General features: G+C 63.5%; 19 protein-coding genes and 1 tRNA gene. 6 read left to right on the top strand and 14 right to left on the bottom strand.

Annotated elements, in window-relative coordinates; all coding sequences use genetic code 11:
• Positions 1-18 precede the first annotated feature (18 nt).
• Entirely contained in the window at positions 19-681 is a 663-nt protein-coding gene (locus tag QKW60_RS03675) for a glutathione S-transferase family protein (protein ID WP_282366517.1), read from the top strand.
• 4 nt (positions 682-685) lie between these two features.
• On the opposite strand, the gene QKW60_RS03670 is transcribed toward QKW60_RS03675, so the two are convergent.
• From QKW60_RS03670 to ggt, 3 genes are all read right to left on the bottom strand, one after another.
• On the bottom strand, positions 686-1,336 hold the full coding sequence (locus QKW60_RS03670) for a hypothetical protein (protein WP_282366516.1): 651 nt from the start codon (positions 1,334-1,336) through the stop codon (positions 686-688).
• Between the two features lie 12 nt (positions 1,337-1,348).
• Complete coding sequence (locus QKW60_RS03665) at positions 1,349-2,746, bottom strand: selenium-binding protein SBP56-related protein (RefSeq protein WP_282366515.1); 1,398 nt, start codon at positions 2,744-2,746, stop codon at positions 1,349-1,351.
• A gap of 126 nt (positions 2,747-2,872) precedes the next feature.
• Entirely contained in the window at positions 2,873-4,657 is a 1,785-nt protein-coding gene (gene ggt, locus QKW60_RS03660; RefSeq protein ID WP_282366514.1) for a gamma-glutamyltransferase, read from the bottom strand.
• Between the two features lie 197 nt (positions 4,658-4,854).
• On the opposite strand from ggt, the gene QKW60_RS03655 reads away from it, so the two are divergent.
• Entirely contained in the window at positions 4,855-5,541 is a 687-nt protein-coding gene (locus QKW60_RS03655) for a cupin domain-containing protein (RefSeq protein ID WP_282366513.1), read from the top strand.
• Here the strand turns inward: QKW60_RS03655 and QKW60_RS03650 are convergent.
• Both QKW60_RS03650 and hisF read right to left on the bottom strand, forming a co-directional pair.
• On the bottom strand, positions 5,538-5,846 hold the full coding sequence (locus tag QKW60_RS03650) for a phosphoribosyl-ATP diphosphatase (RefSeq protein ID WP_282366511.1): 309 nt from the start codon (positions 5,844-5,846) through the stop codon (positions 5,538-5,540). The genes QKW60_RS03655 and QKW60_RS03650 overlap by 4 nt on opposite strands.
• Positions 5,843-6,604: an imidazole glycerol phosphate synthase subunit HisF gene (hisF, locus tag QKW60_RS03645; RefSeq protein WP_282366509.1), complete on the bottom strand. Its 762-nt coding sequence runs from the start codon at positions 6,602-6,604 to the stop codon at positions 5,843-5,845. Before hisF ends, QKW60_RS03650 begins: the two co-directional genes overlap by 4 nt.
• Before the next feature lie 97 nt (positions 6,605-6,701).
• On the opposite strand from hisF, the gene QKW60_RS03640 reads away from it, so the two are divergent.
• Positions 6,702-7,154, top strand: coding sequence for a DUF302 domain-containing protein (locus QKW60_RS03640; RefSeq protein WP_282366507.1), 453 nt, complete (start codon positions 6,702-6,704; stop codon positions 7,152-7,154).
• On the opposite strand, the gene hisA is transcribed toward QKW60_RS03640, so the two are convergent.
• Complete coding sequence (gene hisA, locus QKW60_RS03635) at positions 7,151-7,870, bottom strand: 1-(5-phosphoribosyl)-5-[(5-phosphoribosylamino)methylideneamino]imidazole-4-carboxamide isomerase (RefSeq protein WP_282366505.1); 720 nt, start codon at positions 7,868-7,870, stop codon at positions 7,151-7,153. The two genes, QKW60_RS03640 and hisA, sit on opposite strands and share 4 nt — an antisense overlap.
• A 139-nt stretch (positions 7,871-8,009) precedes the next feature.
• Here hisA and QKW60_RS03630 point away from each other — a divergent pair, with 139 nt between their 5' ends.
• Both QKW60_RS03630 and QKW60_RS03625 read left to right on the top strand, forming a co-directional pair.
• A complete protein-coding gene (locus tag QKW60_RS03630) occupies positions 8,010-8,393 on the top strand; it encodes a DUF2147 domain-containing protein (RefSeq protein ID WP_282366503.1) in 384 nt (127 codons plus the stop codon).
• A gap of 111 nt (positions 8,394-8,504) precedes the next feature.
• A complete protein-coding gene (locus QKW60_RS03625; RefSeq protein WP_282366501.1) occupies positions 8,505-8,906 on the top strand; it encodes a DUF2147 domain-containing protein in 402 nt (133 codons plus the stop codon).
• Positions 8,907-9,042: 136 nt separating this feature from the next.
• Here the strand turns inward: QKW60_RS03625 and QKW60_RS03620 are convergent, their stop codons facing one another.
• The 3 genes from QKW60_RS03620 to hisB are packed head-to-tail and all read right to left on the bottom strand — an operon-like array spanning position 9,043 to position 11,179.
• Entirely contained in the window at positions 9,043-9,957 is a 915-nt protein-coding gene (locus QKW60_RS03620) for a glutaminase (RefSeq protein ID WP_282366500.1), read from the bottom strand.
• Positions 9,954-10,595, bottom strand: a complete 642-nt coding sequence (gene hisH, locus QKW60_RS03615; protein ID WP_282366498.1) for an imidazole glycerol phosphate synthase subunit HisH — start codon at positions 10,593-10,595, stop codon at positions 9,954-9,956. The genes QKW60_RS03620 and hisH overlap by 4 nt, the downstream gene beginning before the upstream one ends.
• Positions 10,592-11,179, bottom strand: a complete 588-nt coding sequence (hisB, locus tag QKW60_RS03610; RefSeq protein WP_282366496.1) for an imidazoleglycerol-phosphate dehydratase HisB — start codon at positions 11,177-11,179, stop codon at positions 10,592-10,594. The genes hisH and hisB overlap by 4 nt, the downstream gene beginning before the upstream one ends.
• A gap of 179 nt (positions 11,180-11,358) precedes the next feature.
• Between hisB and QKW60_RS03605 the strand changes: the two genes are divergently transcribed.
• Positions 11,359-12,033, top strand: a complete 675-nt coding sequence (locus QKW60_RS03605; protein ID WP_336619147.1) for a transglutaminase-like cysteine peptidase — start codon at positions 11,359-11,361, stop codon at positions 12,031-12,033.
• A gap of 88 nt (positions 12,034-12,121) precedes the next feature.
• Here the strand turns inward: QKW60_RS03605 and QKW60_RS03600 are convergent, their stop codons facing one another.
• From QKW60_RS03600 to QKW60_RS03580, 5 genes are all read right to left on the bottom strand, one after another.
• Positions 12,122-12,592 (bottom strand): hypothetical protein, encoded by a 471-nt coding sequence (locus QKW60_RS03600; RefSeq protein WP_282366494.1) that lies wholly within the window; start codon positions 12,590-12,592, stop codon positions 12,122-12,124.
• A 308-nt stretch (positions 12,593-12,900) separates the two neighbouring features.
• A tRNA-Gly gene (locus QKW60_RS03595) sits at positions 12,901-12,975 on the bottom strand.
• Positions 12,976-13,105: 130 nt separating this feature from the next.
• Positions 13,106-13,441 carry a hypothetical protein gene (locus tag QKW60_RS03590; protein WP_282366492.1) on the bottom strand — a complete coding sequence of 112 codons (336 nt, stop codon included), beginning with the start codon at positions 13,439-13,441 and terminating at the stop codon, positions 13,106-13,108.
• A 204-nt stretch (positions 13,442-13,645) separates the two neighbouring features.
• A complete protein-coding gene (locus QKW60_RS03585; RefSeq protein WP_282366490.1) occupies positions 13,646-17,086 on the bottom strand; it encodes a pyruvate carboxylase in 3,441 nt (1,146 codons plus the stop codon).
• Between the two features lie 163 nt (positions 17,087-17,249).
• A complete protein-coding gene (locus QKW60_RS03580; RefSeq protein ID WP_282366488.1) occupies positions 17,250-18,386 on the bottom strand; it encodes an alpha-hydroxy acid oxidase in 1,137 nt (378 codons plus the stop codon).
• Positions 18,387-18,452 lie beyond the last annotated feature (66 nt).

The raw sequence follows: 18,452 nt of genomic DNA, 5'->3' as shown, positions 1-18,452 counted from the left end.
TCTGCGAAAGGACGCGACATGACCCCGAAACTGACGCTGATCAGCCATCACCTCTGCCCCTATGTGCAGCGCGTCGCGATCGCGCTGGCCGAAAAGGGCATGGATTTCGAACGGATCGACATCGACCTCACCAACAAGCCCGACTGGTTCCTGAAACTCTCGCCCACGGGCAAGACCCCGGTTCTGGTCGTGGACGGGCGGCCGATTTTCGAATCCTCGGTGATCCTCGAATATCTGGAAGAAGTCGGCCCCAATCCGCTGCATCCCTCAGACGTTCTCGACCGGGCAGACCATCGCGGCTGGATGGAATACGGCTCGTCGATCCTGAACGACATTGCCGGGCTCTATAACGCGCCGGACGCCAGCGCCTTCACCACTAAGACCGAGGCCCTTCGGGCAAAGTTCGCGCGGGTAGAGGAACGCTTGCCGGGCGGTGAAACCTTTGACCCAAAGGGGCTTTCCCTGCCCGATGCGGTCTTCGCCCCGGTCTTTCGCTATTTCGACACGCTTGACCGGATCGGCGATGTTGCCGGACTTGCGGGCCTGCCGAAGCTCAGCCGCTGGCGGTCGGCGCTTGCCGGGCGGGCCTCGGTCCGCGGTGCGGTGGCGACGGATTATCCCGCCAGACTTCTGGATTTCCTGAAGCGGCGCGGGTCGCATCTGTCGACGCTTCTGACCTGACGGGTCATGCGGTGGCGAGCGCGAGCACCCCGACAAGGATCAGGCTCGCCGCCCAGACCCGTTCAAGGTCGAACCAGCCCCGGGTCAGGAACTTAAGCCCGAGCCAGCGATAGACGCCCCATGCCACCGCCCCACCCGCCGCGATCATCGCGGCGGTGTGGATCAGGGCCACGCCAAGCGCCACGGTCAGATTGCGCGACATCAGCGCCTCGGCGGCGCGATGGGCGGTATCGAGGTCTTCGGCACGGCAGAGGCCGAGATAGATCGGCACCAGCATCAGCGCCGCGCCATGGGCGAGCGCCACGAGAAAGGACCAGAGCGCAAGGCGCGTAGGTTTCACGCGCGCCAGAAAGCGGGGGTGGCGCTTGGTGACGAAGATCCAGAGCCCGAGTGCGATCACCACAATCCCGGCGGCGATACGGATCTCACGCTGCCAGTCGATCAGCAGGGTCATCACCGCGAAAGGCATCAGGATCGCGACCATCGCCACGAGATGCCCCGCCGCCAGTCCCGCAAGGGCCCGCCAGAGTGCACCAGTCCGCCGCTCCATCAGCGCGGCGGAGACGGCCAAGGGCCAACCCATGCCGGGATTGACCCCGTGATAAAGCCCGCTTGCCACCACGGCGAGCCAGAGGCCCGCCGTGGTGCCGATCATGTCCCCCAAAGGTCAGGCCGAGGGGTAGCAGAAGCTGTCGGTCGAACAGTCGCCGCCCTCCAGCCGGATCTGGTGGCTGCGGTATCCCTTCGGGAATTCAACGAAGAAATCCTTGTCGAGCGTCAGTCCGCCCTTGGCACCGACATCCGCCTTGACCATCGCACCGCCACGTTCGCCCGGATAAAACTGATCGTCCCAGGTCGAATAGAGCGAATTGGTCCAGTAGACCCGTTTGCCGTCGCGGCTGATCTCGACCATCTGCGGACCATAGCCGAAGTCCTTGCCATTGGGGTGCTTATGTCTGGCGACGATGCCACCGAGTTCGACCTTGCCGGCAAGCGTCGGCTTCATCGGGTCCGAGACATCGTATTGATGCATCTCGCCCGTGCCCCAGCAGGCGACATAGAGGTACTTGTCGTCGAGGCTGAGGTCGATATCGGTCACCAGCGGCGGCACGGCCGAGAAGCCTTTCAACAGGTCCGGCAGGTCATCCGGATCGGCGGGTTGCGGCGGGATCGTCACTGTCTTTTTCGCATGCCACTTGCCGCCCTCGCGCCACCAAGTCCAGATCGAACCTTCGAGGTTCGTCGTGTCCACCACGACGCCGCAGAAGCCGTATTCCTTGACCGGATCATGGGCGGGCCGGATTTCCAGCGCCATCTGATGGTTTTCGCCGAAATCGATGGTCTGGACGTTCCTGCGTTCGCGCAGGTTCCAGAAATGGATGCGGTGGCCGTATTTGTTGGACAGAAGGTCCTCGGCCACGATGCCGTTTTCAAATTGCGGCGGCAGGCCCCATTCGGAACTGACCATGTAATCGCGCGGCAGGTTCCACCAGAAATCGTACTGCTTGTCCTGGCTGCCCCGGTCGATCTCATACCGGCCGATGACGTCGAAGGTCTCGCAATCCATGATGAAGATGCCCGGCGGGCCGTCGGTCCCGTCCTTGCCGCCACCGCCAAGGGTCGAGACATAAATGCCTTCGGGCCCGCAATGGATGGTGTGGGGGCGGGAATAGCCGGTCTTGGCGAAAACCTCTTCGGGTTCGATGATCTTGTGAATCTTGGCCTTCAGCGGTTCTTTCACATCGACAACGTAGATGCGGGAAGACCGGATGCCGGGAATGATCAGGTAGCGCCGCTCAAGGAAGGCGTGACCGGTCAGGGGCGACAGAGCCGAGGAGCAGGCATTCCAGCCGAAATGGTGAAACTCGTCGCCCTTGTTGGGCATAATCACCTTGTGAACGATCTGGCTATAGGTTTTGGATTTAGGATCGACATCGACGACGGCAAGGCCATCAGGCTGTGATCCGTCGGGGCTCAGCATCAGTGTGAAGGCGAGCTTTTCGGGCGGGCCTTCCATGGCAAGCTTGGCCGAGGGGTAAAAGGTGGGATCGGGTCTCAAATTCATTTCGTTCCTCCGGGTTGGACGGGTGGAATTGCGTTTTCTTGATCTCCGCGTTGGTTGGTCGCCTTCGAAGCTTGCGCGATTCTCGCTCGGAAAGCGACATTTCTTTTGTCTTACATTTACAGCAGTCTAACCGCCGAGCGCGATTCCCTCGCGCCGCGGATCGGCGCCGCCGGTCAGTCCGTCACCGATTGCGATGGCATGCTGACCGGAATTCAGATCACCGGTCTTAACCTCGAATCCCATCGCCTCTAGCTCCGGCCCGAGGGCCTCGGCCCCGGTTCCCGCCTCCAGATCAAATGTGCCGAACCGGTTGAGGGCGTGGCCCATCGCGACCGCTTGCTGCACATCCATGCCCCAGTCGAGATGGGCGATGATCGCCTGCGCGACATAGCCGATGATCCGGCTGCCGCCCGGCGATCCGATCACCAGAACCGGCTTGCCATCCTTCAACACGACGGTCGGCGCCATCGAAGATCGGGGCCTTTTGCCCGGCTCCACCCGATTGGCAATGGGTCGGCCATCCTCATGCGTGGCAAAGGAAAAATCGGTCAGCTCGTTGTTCAGAAGGAAGCCACCGCCGGTCATCAGGCGGCTGCCGAAACCATTTTCGATGGTCGTGGTCATCGACAGCGCATTGCCATAGCCGTCGACGATGGAGATATGGCTGGTCGAGGGGAACTCGATGGACTGATCGTCACCCCAGAGCATCGCGTGATCCCAGTCGGGCTCGCCCGGCGCGACCTCTTCCAGCGCTGTGCCGGTGTCGAGAAGTTTCGCGCGCTCGGCCAGATAGGCATCGGCGGTCAGTCCGCCGGGCATGGGCACGAAATCGCTGTCGGCCATGTAGCGGCCCCGGTCGGCGAAGGCGAGGCGCGAGGCATCGCCGATGCGCCGCCATGCCTCGGCGCTGGTGGGACCAAGCGCAGCCAGATCCGTGCCACGCAGGAGCCCGACGATCTGCCCGACCGTCAGCGCGCCGGAGGAGGGTGGGCTCATGCCGCAGACATCATGCGCCCGGTACGCGACGCAGACTGGCTCACGTTCCACCACCCGGTAGGTGGCAAGGTCGATGGGGGCAAGCTTGCCGGGATTGCCCTCGGCCCCCGTCACGGTCGCGACGATATCCTCGGCAATGGGTCCGTAATAGAACGCGTCCGCGCCACCCGATGCGATGTCTTTCAGCGTGGCGGCATAGGCTGGGTTTTTCAGCCTGTCGCCCGCAGCAATGGGCGTACCGCCCGGCAGAAAATAAGCCGCAGTCGCCGGAAAACGGCCGAGCCGCTCGGCATCCTCTGCCACCAGTTCCGCAAGCCGGGGCGAAACCTCGAACCCGTCCTCGGCCAAAGCGATGGCCTCGGCGAAAAGCCCGGACCAGTCGGACGTGCCCCAGCGTTTCTGCGCGACTTCCATAAGGCGCGGCGTGCCGGGTGTGCCGACGGAGAGCCCGCCAACAACGGCATCGAAAAATTTCAGCGGCTGGCCGGTTTCGTCGAGGAAGAGTTTGGGCGTTGCCGCCAAAGGCGCGGTTTCGCGCCCGTCGAGCGTCGTAAGATTCCCGCTCGCCGCATCGTACCAGACAAGGAACGCCCCGCCGCCAAGGCCCGAGCTTTGCGGCTCGACCAGCCCCAGCACCGCCTGAACCGCGACCATCGCATCGGCCGCCGTGCCGCCCTCGCGCAGAACCCGCGCCCCGGCGCTGACCGCCAAGGGATTGGCGGCGGCGACCATCCAGTTATCGGCGGTAACGGGCAGCCCCGCCGCCTTTGCCGCGAGCGACGACGCGATGTCCGGCGATGTCGCGGTGATTGTCGTGGACGTCCCGCTCTCGGGCGCGACGGTGTCGGTTGCGGTCTGGGCGAAACCTGATGTCGCGAAAGCGGCGACGGCGAGGAAAACGGCAATCGGGCGCATCTGTCATCTCCTGAATATCGCGGGAATGATGCGCCTCGGACCGGTGCAGCGCAACCTTGCCATGGCCTTGCAGAATGCCGGACGGTTCCGAACTCGTAAGCTGCGCACAGGTTCTGTGAATGGCGTGCCCGCGTCCGGCCGTGCTAGTCTGCGTCCCGAACCACCGATTTCGCGACCAGTCCGCACGGGAGACCCAGATGAAGATCAACGCCGATTTCACCAAACGCGTCGTGCTTCATGCCGACGAAATCGACTGGCTCGCCTCGCCCATGGCCGGGGTGGAGCGCCGCCCGCTCGACCGGATCGGCGAAGAGGTCGCCCGTGCCACCACGATCGTGCGCTTCGCGCCGGGCAGCGCCTTTTCCGCCCATACCCATGGCGGGGGCGAGGAATATATCGTGCTCGACGGGGTGTTTCAGGACGAGGCAGGAGATTTTCCCAAGGGTTCATACGTCCGCAACCCGCCAACCTCGCGCCATACGCCCGCCTCCGCGCCCGGCTGCACGATCTTCGTCAAGCTCTGGCAGTTCGACCCTTCCGACCGGGATGAGGTTCATGTCGATCTGAACCGCGCGGAACCCGTGCCCGATCCGGCCCGGCCCGGAACCGCCACCGTGCCGCTTTACGACGGCTATGGCGAGTCGGTGCGGCTGGAACACTGGTCGGCACATGCCGCGTTTCGTCAGGATGTGCCGGGTGGCGCGGAACTTCTGGTGCTGGAGGGTTCAGCCACCGAACACGGGGATGCCCTGCGCAAGCAAAGCTGGGTGCGCATTCCGCCGGGTGGAGTGATCGACGCCAAGGCCGGTCCCGACGGGGCGCAGGTCTGGATCAAGACCGGGCACCTGAACCAGATTTCGGTTCCCGGCGCCGCCGGGGCCTAACGTCCGGCCTTTTCGGCGATGCCAGACGTGCCCTCGCGCCGCTCCAGCTCGTCCAGAACTTCGGAAAGCGGCACGTCGCGGGACGCGAGCATGACGAGAAGGTGGTAAAGCACATCGGCCGCTTCCGATGTCAGCCGCGCACGGTCGCCCTTCACCGCCTCGATGATCGCCTCAACGGCCTCTTCGCCAAATTTTTCGGCGCATTTCTCAGGCCCCTTGGACAAGAGCTTGGCGGTCCACGACGTGTCGGGATCCGCGCCCTTGCGCGCGGCGATGGTGGCGGCGAGTTTTTCCAGCGTAGTCATTCGAGCCTCATCGGGATGCCCGCCGCGGCCATGTGTTCCTTGGCCTCGCGGATCGTAAAGGTGCCGAAATGGAAAATCGAGGCGGCGAGAACCGCGCTCGCATGGCCTTCGGTCACGCCTTCGACGAGGTGGTCGAGTGTGCCGACGCCGCCGCTGGCGATGACCGGTATATCGACCGCATCGGCAATGGCGCGGGTCAAGGGCAGGTTGAAGCCCGCCCGCGTGCCGTCGCGGTCCATTGAGGTCAATAGGATCTCGCCCGCGCCCTTCGCCTCGACCGTCTTTGCAAACTCCACCGCGTCGATGCCCGTGGATTTGCGCCCGCCATGGGTGAAGACCTCCCACCGGCCCGGCTCCACCGTCTTGGCGTCGATGGCGACCACGATGCACTGGCTGCCGAACCGGTCGGCGGCGTCGGCAACGACATCGGGGTTGGCGACAGCAGCGGAGTTGAAGCTGACCTTGTCGGCGCCGGCCAGCAGAAGCGCCCGGACATCCTCATGGCTGCGCACCCCGCCGCCCACGGTCAGGGGGATGTAACATTGCTCGGCCGTCCGTGTGACAAGGTCGAACATCGTGCCGCGGTTTTCGTGCGTCGCATGGATATCGAGGAAACAAAGCTCGTCCGCCCCTGCCGCATCATAGGCCTTGGCCGCCTCGACCGGATCGCCCGCATCAATGAGATCGACGAAATTGACGCCCTTGACCACGCGGCCATCGGCGACATCGAGGCAGGGAATGATCCGGGTCTTGAGCATGTTCAGGCGGTCCGTTGCCGATCACGGCATGTTTTATTGGCATGGGCAGGAGAAGGCCAGACCATTGCCGTATCGCCAAGTCAACAGGGAAGGGCCAATGATGAAGTGGATATCAGGTGTGATCATGGCCGCCGCGCTGGCCGTACCGGCGGTAGCGGACGAAGACGATGTGACACGCGTGCCTGCCAGCGGCAGCGTCGCCGAGGTCATGGACCGGCTGGAGACCGCCGTGACCGGGGCAGGTGCCACGGTTTTCGCTCGGGTCGATCATGGTGCGGGCGCAGAGAAGGTGGGGATGCCGATCGGGGCCTCGCAGCTTCTGATCTTCGGCAACCCCGCACTCGGCACCCCGGCCATTCAAGCCGATCCGCTGGCAGGGCTCTACCTGCCGCTGAAAGTGCTGGTCTACGAGGATGCCGAAGGGGTCTGGCTGGTCTATGAGTCGCCCGCCGAAACCTTCGATGATCTGGCGGTGCCCGAGGACGCCGAGGTCATCGGCAAGATGACTGGGGCCTTGGCCAAGCTGACGGGGTTGGCGGCAGGCGGCTAGGCGCGGAGCGCGGCAATCGCATTACCAAGATCAATCGCGCCGTCATAGAGCGCTCGGCCCGAGATTGCCCCGGCGATCACGCCGGTGTCGCGGAGCGCGGTGAGGTCGGCGAGGGTGGAGACCCCGCCTGAGGCGATGACCGGGATCGTGACCGCGCGGGCAAGCTCCTCGGTCGCGGCGATGTTCGGCCCCTGCATCGCGCCGTCGCGCAGGATGTCGGTGTAGATGATGGCGGCAACCCCGGCATCCTCGAAGCTTTTGGCCAGATCGGTGACCATCACGTCGGTCTCCTCAGCCCAGCCCTTGGTCGCGACGTGCCCGTTCCGCGCGTCGATCCCGACGGCGACCTTGCCCGGGAAGGCGCGCGCCGCCTCGCGCACCAGATCGGGGTTTTCGACGGCGACAGTGCCGAGAATGACCCGGGCGAGACCCTTCGTGAGCCAGGTCTCGATCGTCGCCATGTCGCGGATGCCGCCGCCAAGCTGGGCGGGCACCTTCACCCGCTTCAGGATCGCCTCGACCGCCGCGGCATTGACCGGCTGGCCTGCGAAGGCTCCGTTCAGGTCCACGAGGTGCAGCCATTCGCATCCCGCCGCCTCGAACTTCGCCGCCTGCGCCGCCGGGTCGTCGCCGAAGACGGTGGCCTTGTCCATCTCGCCATGCAGGAGGCGGACGCAGTTTCCGTCCTTCAGGTCGATGGCGGGATAGAGGATCATGGGCGGTCTCCGGCCGGTTGCGGGCGCCTCTTGCCACAGCCCGCAGGGGATTGCAAAGGCGCTGCAACGTCACGTCACACTGGACGGGCAACAAGGCTTCGCGGATGATCCGGCGCAACTGTCAGGGAGGACATCCACCATGAAGAAACTCGCCATCGCAGCCCTGCTGTCCCTTACCGCCGGAGCCGCCATGGCCGACCCGGTCGAAGGGGTCTGGCAGACCGAACCCGATGACGGTTCCTATGCCCATATCACCATCGCGCCCTGCGGCGCGGCCTATTGCGGCGTCATCTCGCGCACCTTCAAGGCGGAGGGCGAATACGCCTCTCCCAATCTCGGCAAGACACTGGTCATCGACATGGTGCCGAACGGCGAGGGCAACTATGCCGGCAAGGTCTGGCGGCCGTCGAACGACAAGATCTATGTCGGCAAGATCCAGCTGAACGGCGACAACCTGAAACTGGCGGGCTGCATAGCCGGGGGGCTACTCTGCTCCAAGCAAAGCTGGCAACGGGTGAAGTGACCCTCTCGCACCGATGAAATTGTCACGCCCGCGCTTGAGCGCGGGCGTTTTCCTTCCTACCTTCAGGGTCAGACAGGCGGCGCGGGCCGCCCGGTGCGGATGGAGGTCGGGATGGCGTTTCGTCCATTGCTCTTCGCGGCACTTCTGGCGGCACTGCAGGTCTGGCCAGGCCCCGCCTCAGCCGACCCCATTCTCGGCACATGGCAGGTCGAGCCCGATCACAAGGGCCAGGTCGGGCAGGTGGTCATCCGCCGTTGCGGCGAGGCGTATTGCGGCCGGGTGATGAAGGTCCATGACCGCAACGGGAAAAGCGTTGTCACCAAGGCGATGGGGCGTGACCTGTTTTGGGGGCTGCGGGCGTTTGGCGGCGGCAATTACGGCGGCGGAAGGGTCTGGGTTCCGCTTTTCGACCGGGAGTACAATGCTAGGGCACGGCTGTCGGGCGACCGGCTGAGGGTCCTTGGCTGCGTTGGCAAGGTATGCGACGGGCAGATGTGGCAGAGGTTGCGCTAGGCTGTGTCACGGCGCAAACCCGCCAGGCGCGGGGTGGTGCGTATATCGGGAGCCGGAAACTTCCTAAGTTTCCGGTCCGATTTCTTTAAAAGAAATCGGCTCCCCATTCCGCCGACATTGACCGGTCAGAGTAATGTCACCCAAAGACCGACCAACCGGTGCGGCGGGCAAGCATCTCAACCGCCTCGGTGCCGAGTTTTGAGTTTCCCTGAGCGTTCAGACCCGGCGACCAGACCGCGATGGAGGCGCGCCCGGGCGCGATGACGAGGATACCGCCGCCGACCCCGGATTTCCCCGGCAGACCCACGCGATAGGCAAATTCGCCCGAACCGTCATAGTGCCCGCAACTCATCATCAGCGCATTGATCCGCCGCACCCGGTCGGGCGAGACCAGCCGAGGCGCATCCGGCGCTCCCATCAGGAAGCGGCCTGCGCGGGCAAGCTGGTCACAGCTCATCTCGACCGCGCATTGGTGGAAATAGGCGCCGAGCGTAAGGTCGGGCGGATTCTCCAGATTGCCATGGCCGCGCATGAAATGCGCCAGCGCGAAGTTGCGGTGGCCGGTTTCGGTTTCCGAGCGGGCGACATCCTCATTGATATGGATATCGTCATCCTCGGCCGCCGCGCGGATGAAGCGCAGAAGTTCGCCGAGGTATTCCCGTGGCGCGTGGCTAGCCAGAACTGCGTCGGTCACGACGATGGCACCGGCGTTGATGAAGGGATTGCGGGGTTTGCCGCGCTCATGCTCCAGCTGGAGGATGGAGTTGAAGGCAAGGCCCGATGGTTCCCGCCCGACCCGCAGCCAAAGCCGGTCGCCAAGGCGCCCAAGCGCCAAGGCCAGCGCAAAGACCTTGGAGACGGACTGGATCGAGAACGGTACGCCCGCATCGCCCACCGAATACTGGCTTCCATCTGCCAGCACGACCGACAGGCCGAACCGCGCGGGATCGACGCTGGCAAGCTCGGGGATATAGTCCGCAACCTGCCCGCGATCTGCGCTCTGCCCGACCGTATCGAGGATCTCGCGCAGGATCGTGGGGATATCGGTCATGGCCGCCAGTTGAGGAAATTGGCGATCAGGCGCAGGCCGGTCGCCTGGCTCTTTTCAGGGTGGAACTGCATGCCGACCATGTTGTCGCGTCCGACGATGGCGGTGATGTCGCCGCCGTAATCGCAATGGGCAAGGCGATTGGCCGGGTCGGCGACGCGGAAATGGTAGGAATGCACGAAATAGGCATGCTGACCGGTTTTGATGCCTGAGAGAACCGGGTGCGGATGGTCGACGATCAGATCGTTCCAACCCATATGCGGCACCTTCATCGATGGGTCCGAAGGGGTGATCCGCACCACCTCACCACCGATCCAGCCAAAGCCCGGGGTTTCGCGGTATTCCAGCCCGCGCGTGGCCATCATCTGCATGCCGATGCAGATGCCGAGGAAGGGGCGGGCCCTTACCGTCACCGCATCTTCAATCGCCTCAAAAAGTCCGCTGAACCGGTCAAGAGCGGCGCGGCAAGAGGGAAAGGCCCCGTCGCCCGGCAGCACGACCCTGTCGGCGCGGGCCACGTCCTCAGGCCGGGACGAGACGAGGACCGACCCGGCCCCTGTCTCGGTCGCCATGCGCTGAAACGCTTTCTCGGCCGAATGCAGGTTGCCGCTGTCGTAGTCGACAAGGACCGTCAGGCTCACAGCGCCCCCTTAGTCGAAGGCAGCACGCCTGCCGCACGCGGATCAGGCTCCACCGCCATGCGCAAAGCCTTTGCGACCGATTTGAACGCGGCCTCGGCGATGTGGTGGCTGTTGATCCCGTGGATGCGGTCAACGTGCAGCGTGATCCCGCCATGGGTCGAGAGCGCCTGAAAGAACTCGCGCACCAGTTCGGTATCAAACGTGCCGATTTTCGCGGTCGGGAAATCCACGTTCCAGATAAGGTAAGGCCGCCCGGAGAGGTCAAGCGCGGTCGTGACCTGCGCGTCATCCATCGCCAGCGCGAAATGGCCATAGCGGCGGATGCCCTTCTTGTCGCCAAGCGCCTGTGTCAGCGCCTGACCCAGCGCGATGCCACAATCCTCGACGGTGTGGTGGTCGTCGATGTGCAGATCGCCCTTGGCGTTGACCGCGATGTCGATCAGCGAATGGCGCGAAAGCTGGTCCAGCATGTGGTCGAAGAAACCGACCCCTGTCTGGTTGGAATAGCTGCCGCTGCCGTCGAGATTGATCTCGACAGAAATGTCCGTCTCGGCGGTCTTCCGCGTGATCGTCGCTTTGCGCATCGCTGCCTCCGCATTCGTGCCGGGCGCTTATAGGCGGCGACGCATCGCCTGAAAAGGGGGAGGAGATGCGCGGCGATCCGCACGCTTACGCGGCGTCATGAACAAAAATCTTGATATCATGATCAAACGGCCCTTTTGTGGCAGTCAGTTTCGGGGATGAGAACAGTAAAGGCTGCCGCATGATCGGAGGATTTGCGCGACACCCTGTCGGGTGCAGGGACAGGGATTGTGGGTCTGCAGGCACTGGTGCGGCGGTGTCGAGACGGCGTAGAGGCGCGTCGGCTCGCATGATGTTCTATTGTGTTGCAGCAGTCCTGATGTCGTCGCAAGTCCGGGCCAATACGGCCACTGAGCCCTACATAAACACGAAGAAACCAATCGCCGCCCCGGCAGGTTTTGCGGGAATATGTGACCGTTACCAGTGGGCTTGCGCACGGGACAACGTGATGACACGCGCGGGTCTTGACGAACTGAAACTCGCCAGGCAGGTCAACCGGACCGTCAACCTGAAGACCCGGTCAATTTCGGACCGACGACAATATGGTGACGACGAAGTCTGGGCATTGCCAACCGCCCGCGGTGGCGATTGCGAGGACTTTGTCTTGCTGAAGAAGATGGAGCTGATCCGGCACGGTGTCGCACCCGGGAAACTGCTGATTGCCACCGTTCTCGATCGGCGAAAGGCATCCCACGCGGTTCTGGTGTTGCGCACAGATCGTGGCGACCTTGTCCTCGACAATGTCCGCAACCAGATTCTTCCATGGTGGAAGACAGGATACAGCTTCCTTCGAATCCAAAACCCGGATGCGCCGTCCAAATGGAGCGCGGCACTGGCCGGCGGCGTCTTTCGTTGAGATCAGGTTGCGGGCCGCCCTTTCCGGGCGGTCCGCGATGCACCACGGCTTTTTCAGCCGGTGGAATCAGATTGGCGACCGGCGCGATCTATTTCTCACCTTCGCCTTCGCCACCGGGTTCGCGTTGGCATTCGCCACAGGATTCGCCTTCACCCTCGCCACCGGTCTCTTCTTCTGTTTCTTCTTCCTCGCCGCCGCCGCCGCCGCCGCCGCCGCCGCCGCCGCCGCCGCCGCCGCCGCCGGTCGGCTGCGGGCGCGGCTTGTCGTCACGCTTTTCTTCGGGGTCGGCGTCAATTGTCGCCGTCGGGATACTGGTGAGAGCGGCGGTAACGAACGGACAGTTTTCGAGCGTGTATTCAAGAATATCGTCGAAATACCTGCCACGCTGAATGCGGCGGATTTCGCTTCGGGTAAATTTGGTGCGATCGCAGAAAGCCTGAAGCTCTTCCTGAGACGGCGCAGCCGACTGTGCGGATGCACCCGTTGCAACCAGCCCCGGTAGTACCAAAGCCACTGCTGCAATTACCTGTCTGGATGCTGCAAAGGTTACGAGTTTCATTTGTCCACCCTTTCAAAAATGCGTTGGCAAAGTCGGCTGATATGCTGCCGGGACCGAACTGGGTCAAAGGTCGCACCTGCCGACCATCAAGTCAAAAAAGCGTCTCAACTATGTCCCAAATGTGGCCACCGTCCCAAAAACTCGCGAACAGTTTCCGCATTGATTGCAAAGAATGCTGATTATCTTAGATTTTTCGGTTTTGCCTGCAAAGGCTGGAAATCCGGTAGTTCGGAGGATTGCGGCACCGATATGGCGAAGGGACAGAGCCGCGAAAAAACAAAGGGCACCCGAAGGTGCCCCGTGTTTTTTGGAGCGGGCGATGAGATTCGAACTCACGACCCTAACCTTGGCAAGGTTATGCTCTACCCCTGAGCTACGCCCGCGTCCTTGGGTGGGAGCGATTTAGTAGACCTCAGGACCGGCTGCAAGAGGAAAATCGTATGTCGCAGGCAGATTTTTCGACCGCCGCATCACCAGTCGGCAATGGGTTGCGCGCGGCATTGGCTTCGCCTGTCAGCGCCGCTGGCTGCGGAACAGGGGAGGCTCTTCGTCACCGACCAAAGCATCGAGAATTGCCACCGAGATCGGGATTTCCTCGTGATATGATGCCCGGGAACAGCGGGCAAGCTGGCCACCGGCGGTGTGCAGCCGGTGACAGACATCACGGGCCCGCGTCTCCACCACGTCGATAAGACGGTCAAGCCGGTCCAGTCGCTCGTAAAGCTCTGCCGGATCAGCGCCGGGACCGGATTCGCGGACCCAACGGAAGGTCCTACGGATATTCCCCAGTGTCAGGATCACATCCTCGACGAGAAACTGTTCGAGCCCAAGTCTTACCGCATCTGGCATCAGTCACCCCGCTCTGTCCCGGAAGACTCTAGGGGGGACGGGTTAATGCGGAACTAAAGCGTTGTTCCCAGCCGAGGGGCTGGAATTGCCCGGGCCACGTGGTCACCGTAACTCTGCGTTGGCCGCATACGTTCGTCTAGTCAGAGCCGACGCCGGATCACACGGAGTTCCGGCGTCGTCATGGCCGCGCCCCTCACGGGTGGATCATTCCAGTTCCACCAAAAGGTCCTTGGCCTCGATCTGGCTTCCGGGATGAATAAGCACCGCCTTCACGGTCGCGGCCCGGTCGGCATGGATTCCGGTTTCCATCTTCATCGCCTCGATGGTGAGAAGAAGGTCGCCCGCATTGACGGTCTGCCCGGCCTTGACCGCAACCGAGGCGACCGAGCCGGGCATCGGCGCGCCGATATGGTTCGGGTTGCCTTCGGCGGCCTTCGGTTTGGCCGCGGTCTTGGCCTTGATCGCCCGGTTTGGCACCCGGATGACGCGGGGCTGGCCATTGAGTTCGAAGAAGACCTTGGCCTCGCCTTCCTCATTGGTCTCACCCACCGCCTGAAGCCGGATTTCCAGCGTCTTGCCTGGGTCGATCTCGGCCGAGATCTCCTCGCCCGGCTGCATGCCATAGAAGAAGGTCCGGGTGGGCAGGGTGCGCACCGGGCCATAGATGCGGTGGCGGCCCATGTAGTCGAGGAAGACCTTGGGATACATCAGGTAACCGTTCAGGTCCTCGTCATCAACGGCAAAACCCAGAAGCTCTTTCGTGACGCTCGCTCGGGTCGCTTCGAGGTCGACGGGTTTCAGATGCTTGCCGGGCCGTTCGGTATTGGGCTTTTCATCCTTCAGCACCTTGCGGATGATCCCTTCCGGGAAGCCGCCCGGCGGCTGGCCGAGATTGCCGCGCATCATGTCGGCGACGGAATCGGGGAAGGCGACGTCGGTGGCGGGGTCTTCCACCTGCGCGCGGGAAAGGTTCTGCGCCACCATCATCAGGGCCATGTCGCCCACGACCTTGGAAGAGGGCGTCACCTTGACGATATCGCCGAACATCTGGTTGGCGTCGGCATAGGCCTGCGCCACTTCGTGCCAGCGTTCTTCAAGGCCAAGGCTGCGGGCCTGCGCCTTGAGGTTGGTGAACTGGCCGCCCGGCATCTCATGCAGGTAGACTTCGGAGGCGGGCGCTTCGAGACCGCTTTCGAACGCGGCATACTGGTGGCGAACGCCTTCCCAGTAGTTCGAAATCTCGCGGATCGCACCGATGTCGAGTCCGGTGTCGCGGTCGGTATGGGCCAGCGCCTCGACGATGGAGCCGAGACAGGGCTGCGAGGTGCCGCCCGAGAAGGCGTCCATCGCCGCATCGACGGCGCTTACGCCCGCATCGGCGGCAGCGAGGATCGTGGCCCCGGCAATGCCCGAGGTGTCGTGGGTGTGGAAATGGATCGGCAGGCCGACCTCTTCTTTCAGCGCCTTGAAAAGAACGCGTGCCGAAGCGGGCTTCAGAAGCCCCGCCATGTCCTTCAGGCCGAGCACATGCGCGCCTGCGGCCTTCAGTTCCTTGCCCATGCCGACATAATATTTCAGGTCGTATTTTGCCCGGTCGGGGTTCAGGATGTCGCCGGTATAACAGATCGCTGCTTCGCAGACCTTGTTGTTCTCGACCACCGCATCCATCGCGACGCGCATGTTCTCAACCCAGTTAAGGCTGTCGAAGACGCGGAAGACGTCGATGCCGGTCGTCGCGGCCTGACGGACGAACTCCTGCACCACGTTGTCGGGATAGTTGGTGTAACCAACGCCGTTCGAGGCGCGCAGCAGCATTTGCGTCATCAGGTTCGGCATGGCCTTCCTGAGATCGCGCAGGCGTTGCCAGGGGCATTCCTGCAGGAAGCGGTAGGCCACGTCGAAGGTGGCGCCGCCCCAGCATTCGACGCTGAACAGTTCCGGCAGGTTCGCCGCATAGGCGGGCGCGACCTTGATCATGTCGATCGACCGCATCCGGGTCGCCAGCAGCGACTGGTGCCCGTCGCGCATCGTCGTGTCGGTCAAGAGCAGCTTTTTCTGCGACGCCATCCAGTCGGCTACGGCCTGCGGACCCTTTTCCTCCAGGAGGTTGCGGGTGCCTTTAGCCGGAGCCGCGCGGAGGGCGGGGGGCTTAGGCGCGCGCGCCTCGGCATGGGGTTTCGGGCGGCCTGCCGTCTCGGGATGCCCGTTCACCGTGATATCGGCGATATAGGTCAGGATCTTCGTCGCCCGGTCGCGGCGTTTCTTGAAGTTGAAAAGCCCCGGCGTCGTGTCGATGAACTTCGTCGTATAGGTGTTGTCGAGGAAGGTCGGGTGCTTCAAGAGGTTCTCGACAAAGGCGATATTGGTCGAAACGCCCCGGATACGGAACTCGCGCAAGGCCCGGTCCATCCGCGCAATCGCCTGTTCCGGCGTCGGGGCCCAGGCCGTGACCTTGACCAAAAGCGAATCGTAGTAGCGGGTGATGACGCCGCCTGAATAGGCGGTGCCACCGTCCAGACGGATGCCCATGCCCGTCGCGGAGCGGTAGGCGGTGATGCGGCCATAATCGGGGATGAAGTTGTTCTGCGGGTCCTCGGTCGTGACCCGGCATTGCAGCGCGTGGCCCTTGAGCTGGATATCCTCCTGCCGCGCGATGCCCGTCGCTTCGGCCAGCGTCTTGCCCTCGGCAATCTTGATCTGGCTTTGCACGATGTCGATGCCGGTCACCTCCTCGGTGACGGTATGCTCGACCTGAACGCGGGGGTTCACCTCGATGAAGTAGAACTTGCCGTCATCCATATCCATCAGGAATTCGACGGTGCCCGCGCATTCGTAGTTTACATGGGCGCAGATCTTGCGGCCGAGCTCGCAGACCTCGGCACGCTGTTCTTCCGTCAGATACGGCGCGGGCGCACGTTCGACGACCTTCTGGTTGCGGCGCTGGACGGTGCAGTCGCGTTCATAGAGGTGATAGATCGACCCGTGCTGGTCGCCGAGGATCTGCACCTCGACGTGGCGCGCGCGCAGGATCATCTTTTCCAGATAGCCTTCGCCATTGCCAAAGGCGGCTTCGGCCTCGCGCCGTCCCTCGCGGACCTTCTCGACCAGTTCCTCTGGCTTGGTGATCGGGCGCATGCCGCGACCGCCACCGCCCCAGGACGCCTTGAGCATCAAGGGATAGCCAATCTCGGCGGCTTCCTTCTTGATCGCGTCGAAATCGTCGCCCAGCACCTCGGTCGCCGGGATGACCGGAACACCGGCCGCGATCGCAACCCGGCGGGCAGACGCCTTGTCGCCAAGCGCCCGCATCGTCTCGGCCTTCGGACCGATGAAGGTGATGCCGTTGGCAGCGCAGGCCTCAACGAATTCCGGGTTTTCGGAGAGGAGGCCATAACCCGGATGGATCGCGTCCGCGCCGCAGTCCTTTGCGACCCGGATGATCTCGGCGATCGAGAGATAGGCCTGAACCGGTCCCATGCCTTCGCCGATCCGGTAGGCCTCGTCCGCCTTGAAGCGGTGGAGTGACAGCTTGTCTTCCTCGGCATAGATTGCCACGGTGCGCTTACCCAGTTCAGTCGCGGCGCGCATGACGCGGATCGCGATCTCTCCACGGTTTGCGACAAGGATTTTCTTGAACTCGGTCATCGGTCCCTCCCCGGGTGGCGCGGCGCGAACTGTAGGGATGCTGCGCTGCAGCGCAAGCCCCCAAACGGCCGATCCGTCAGGATTCGGTAACGTTTCGTTCCCTATATGCCCCGTAGCGCTACGATCTGATGCGCAAACGAAGTAATTATGCCGAAAGCGACGTTCAGGCTTGCAGCAGGCAACCCGGCAGATCGGAAAGCGCCTTTGCCCCCAACTGGCCCATATTCGCCGCCATATCCTTGGCGAGTATATCTGTCAGATGGGCAGGCCCCTCGGCACCCAGAGCGCCAAGCGCATAGTGCCAGGCCCGGCCCAGCATCACGAAATCGGCGCCAAGGGCGAGGGCGCGGAGAATATCAAGCCCACCCTCGATCCCGCTGTCGAAGATGACGGGCAGGGTGGTCGCCGCCCGGACCTGCGGCAGGGCCTCGATCGTCGCGGGGGCGGCGTCGAACTGGCGGCCCGCATGGTTGGACACCCAGATCGCGTCGACGCCCTCGTCCTGCAACCGGGCGGCATCGTCGGGGCGCAGCACGCCCTTGACGATCAGCGGCCCCTCCCACGCGTCGCGCAAGGCTTTCACATAGTCCCAATCGGGCGAGGTGCGCAAAAGATAGCCGATATGGGCAGTTGAGGAGAGGCTGACCTTGGTGTCCGCATAGCCATCCATCAGCCGCATCCGCGGCATCCCCGTCCGCAGCGTCCCCAGCGCCCAGGCAGGCCGCATCGCCACCTGCGCCATCAGCCGCGGGGTCAGTTTCGGCGGCTGGGTCAGGCCCGATCGGGTCTGGCGTTCGCGGCGGCTGGCCACGGGCACGTCGACGGTCAGGATGAGGGCAGAGAAACCCGCCTCCTTCGCCCGCTTCAGCATATCGGCACGAATCTCCGGATCGCGCGGCGGGTACATCTGGAACCAGCCGTGATCCCCGAGCACCGGGGCCACGAATTCCGGTGTCTGGCTGGCAACGGTCGACATGGAATAGGGCAAGCCCAGCGTGCCCGCCGCCGAGGCCAAGAGCCGCTCGGCGTCGGGCCAGACCAGGCCGGACATGCCGACGGGCGAGATGCCGAAGGGTAGAGGAAAGTCATGGCCGAAAAGTCTGGTGGACAGGTCGGGTGTGAACTCTCCATGCAGAATCGAGGGACGAAACAGAACCTCGTCCAGTTTCGCCCGGTTGCGCTTCAACGTCGCCTCTGTCCCCGTCGCACTGTCGAGATATTCCCAGACGAAATGCGGGATGCGGGCCCTTGCGCGGGCCTTCAGGTCGGATATCGCGGGGTAACGCTGATGCAGATCCATGGGGAAGTTGTTCCGGTGCGCGGGGAAAAAGTCCAGCTTCAGGGCCAGAACAGAGTGTGAACTTCT

The organism is Albidovulum aestuarii, from assembly GCF_029961185.1.
GTDB classification, from domain to species: Bacteria; Pseudomonadota; Alphaproteobacteria; order Rhodobacterales; family Rhodobacteraceae; genus Albidovulum; species Albidovulum aestuarii.
This window is presented reverse-complemented; position numbering and strand designations above follow the sequence as displayed.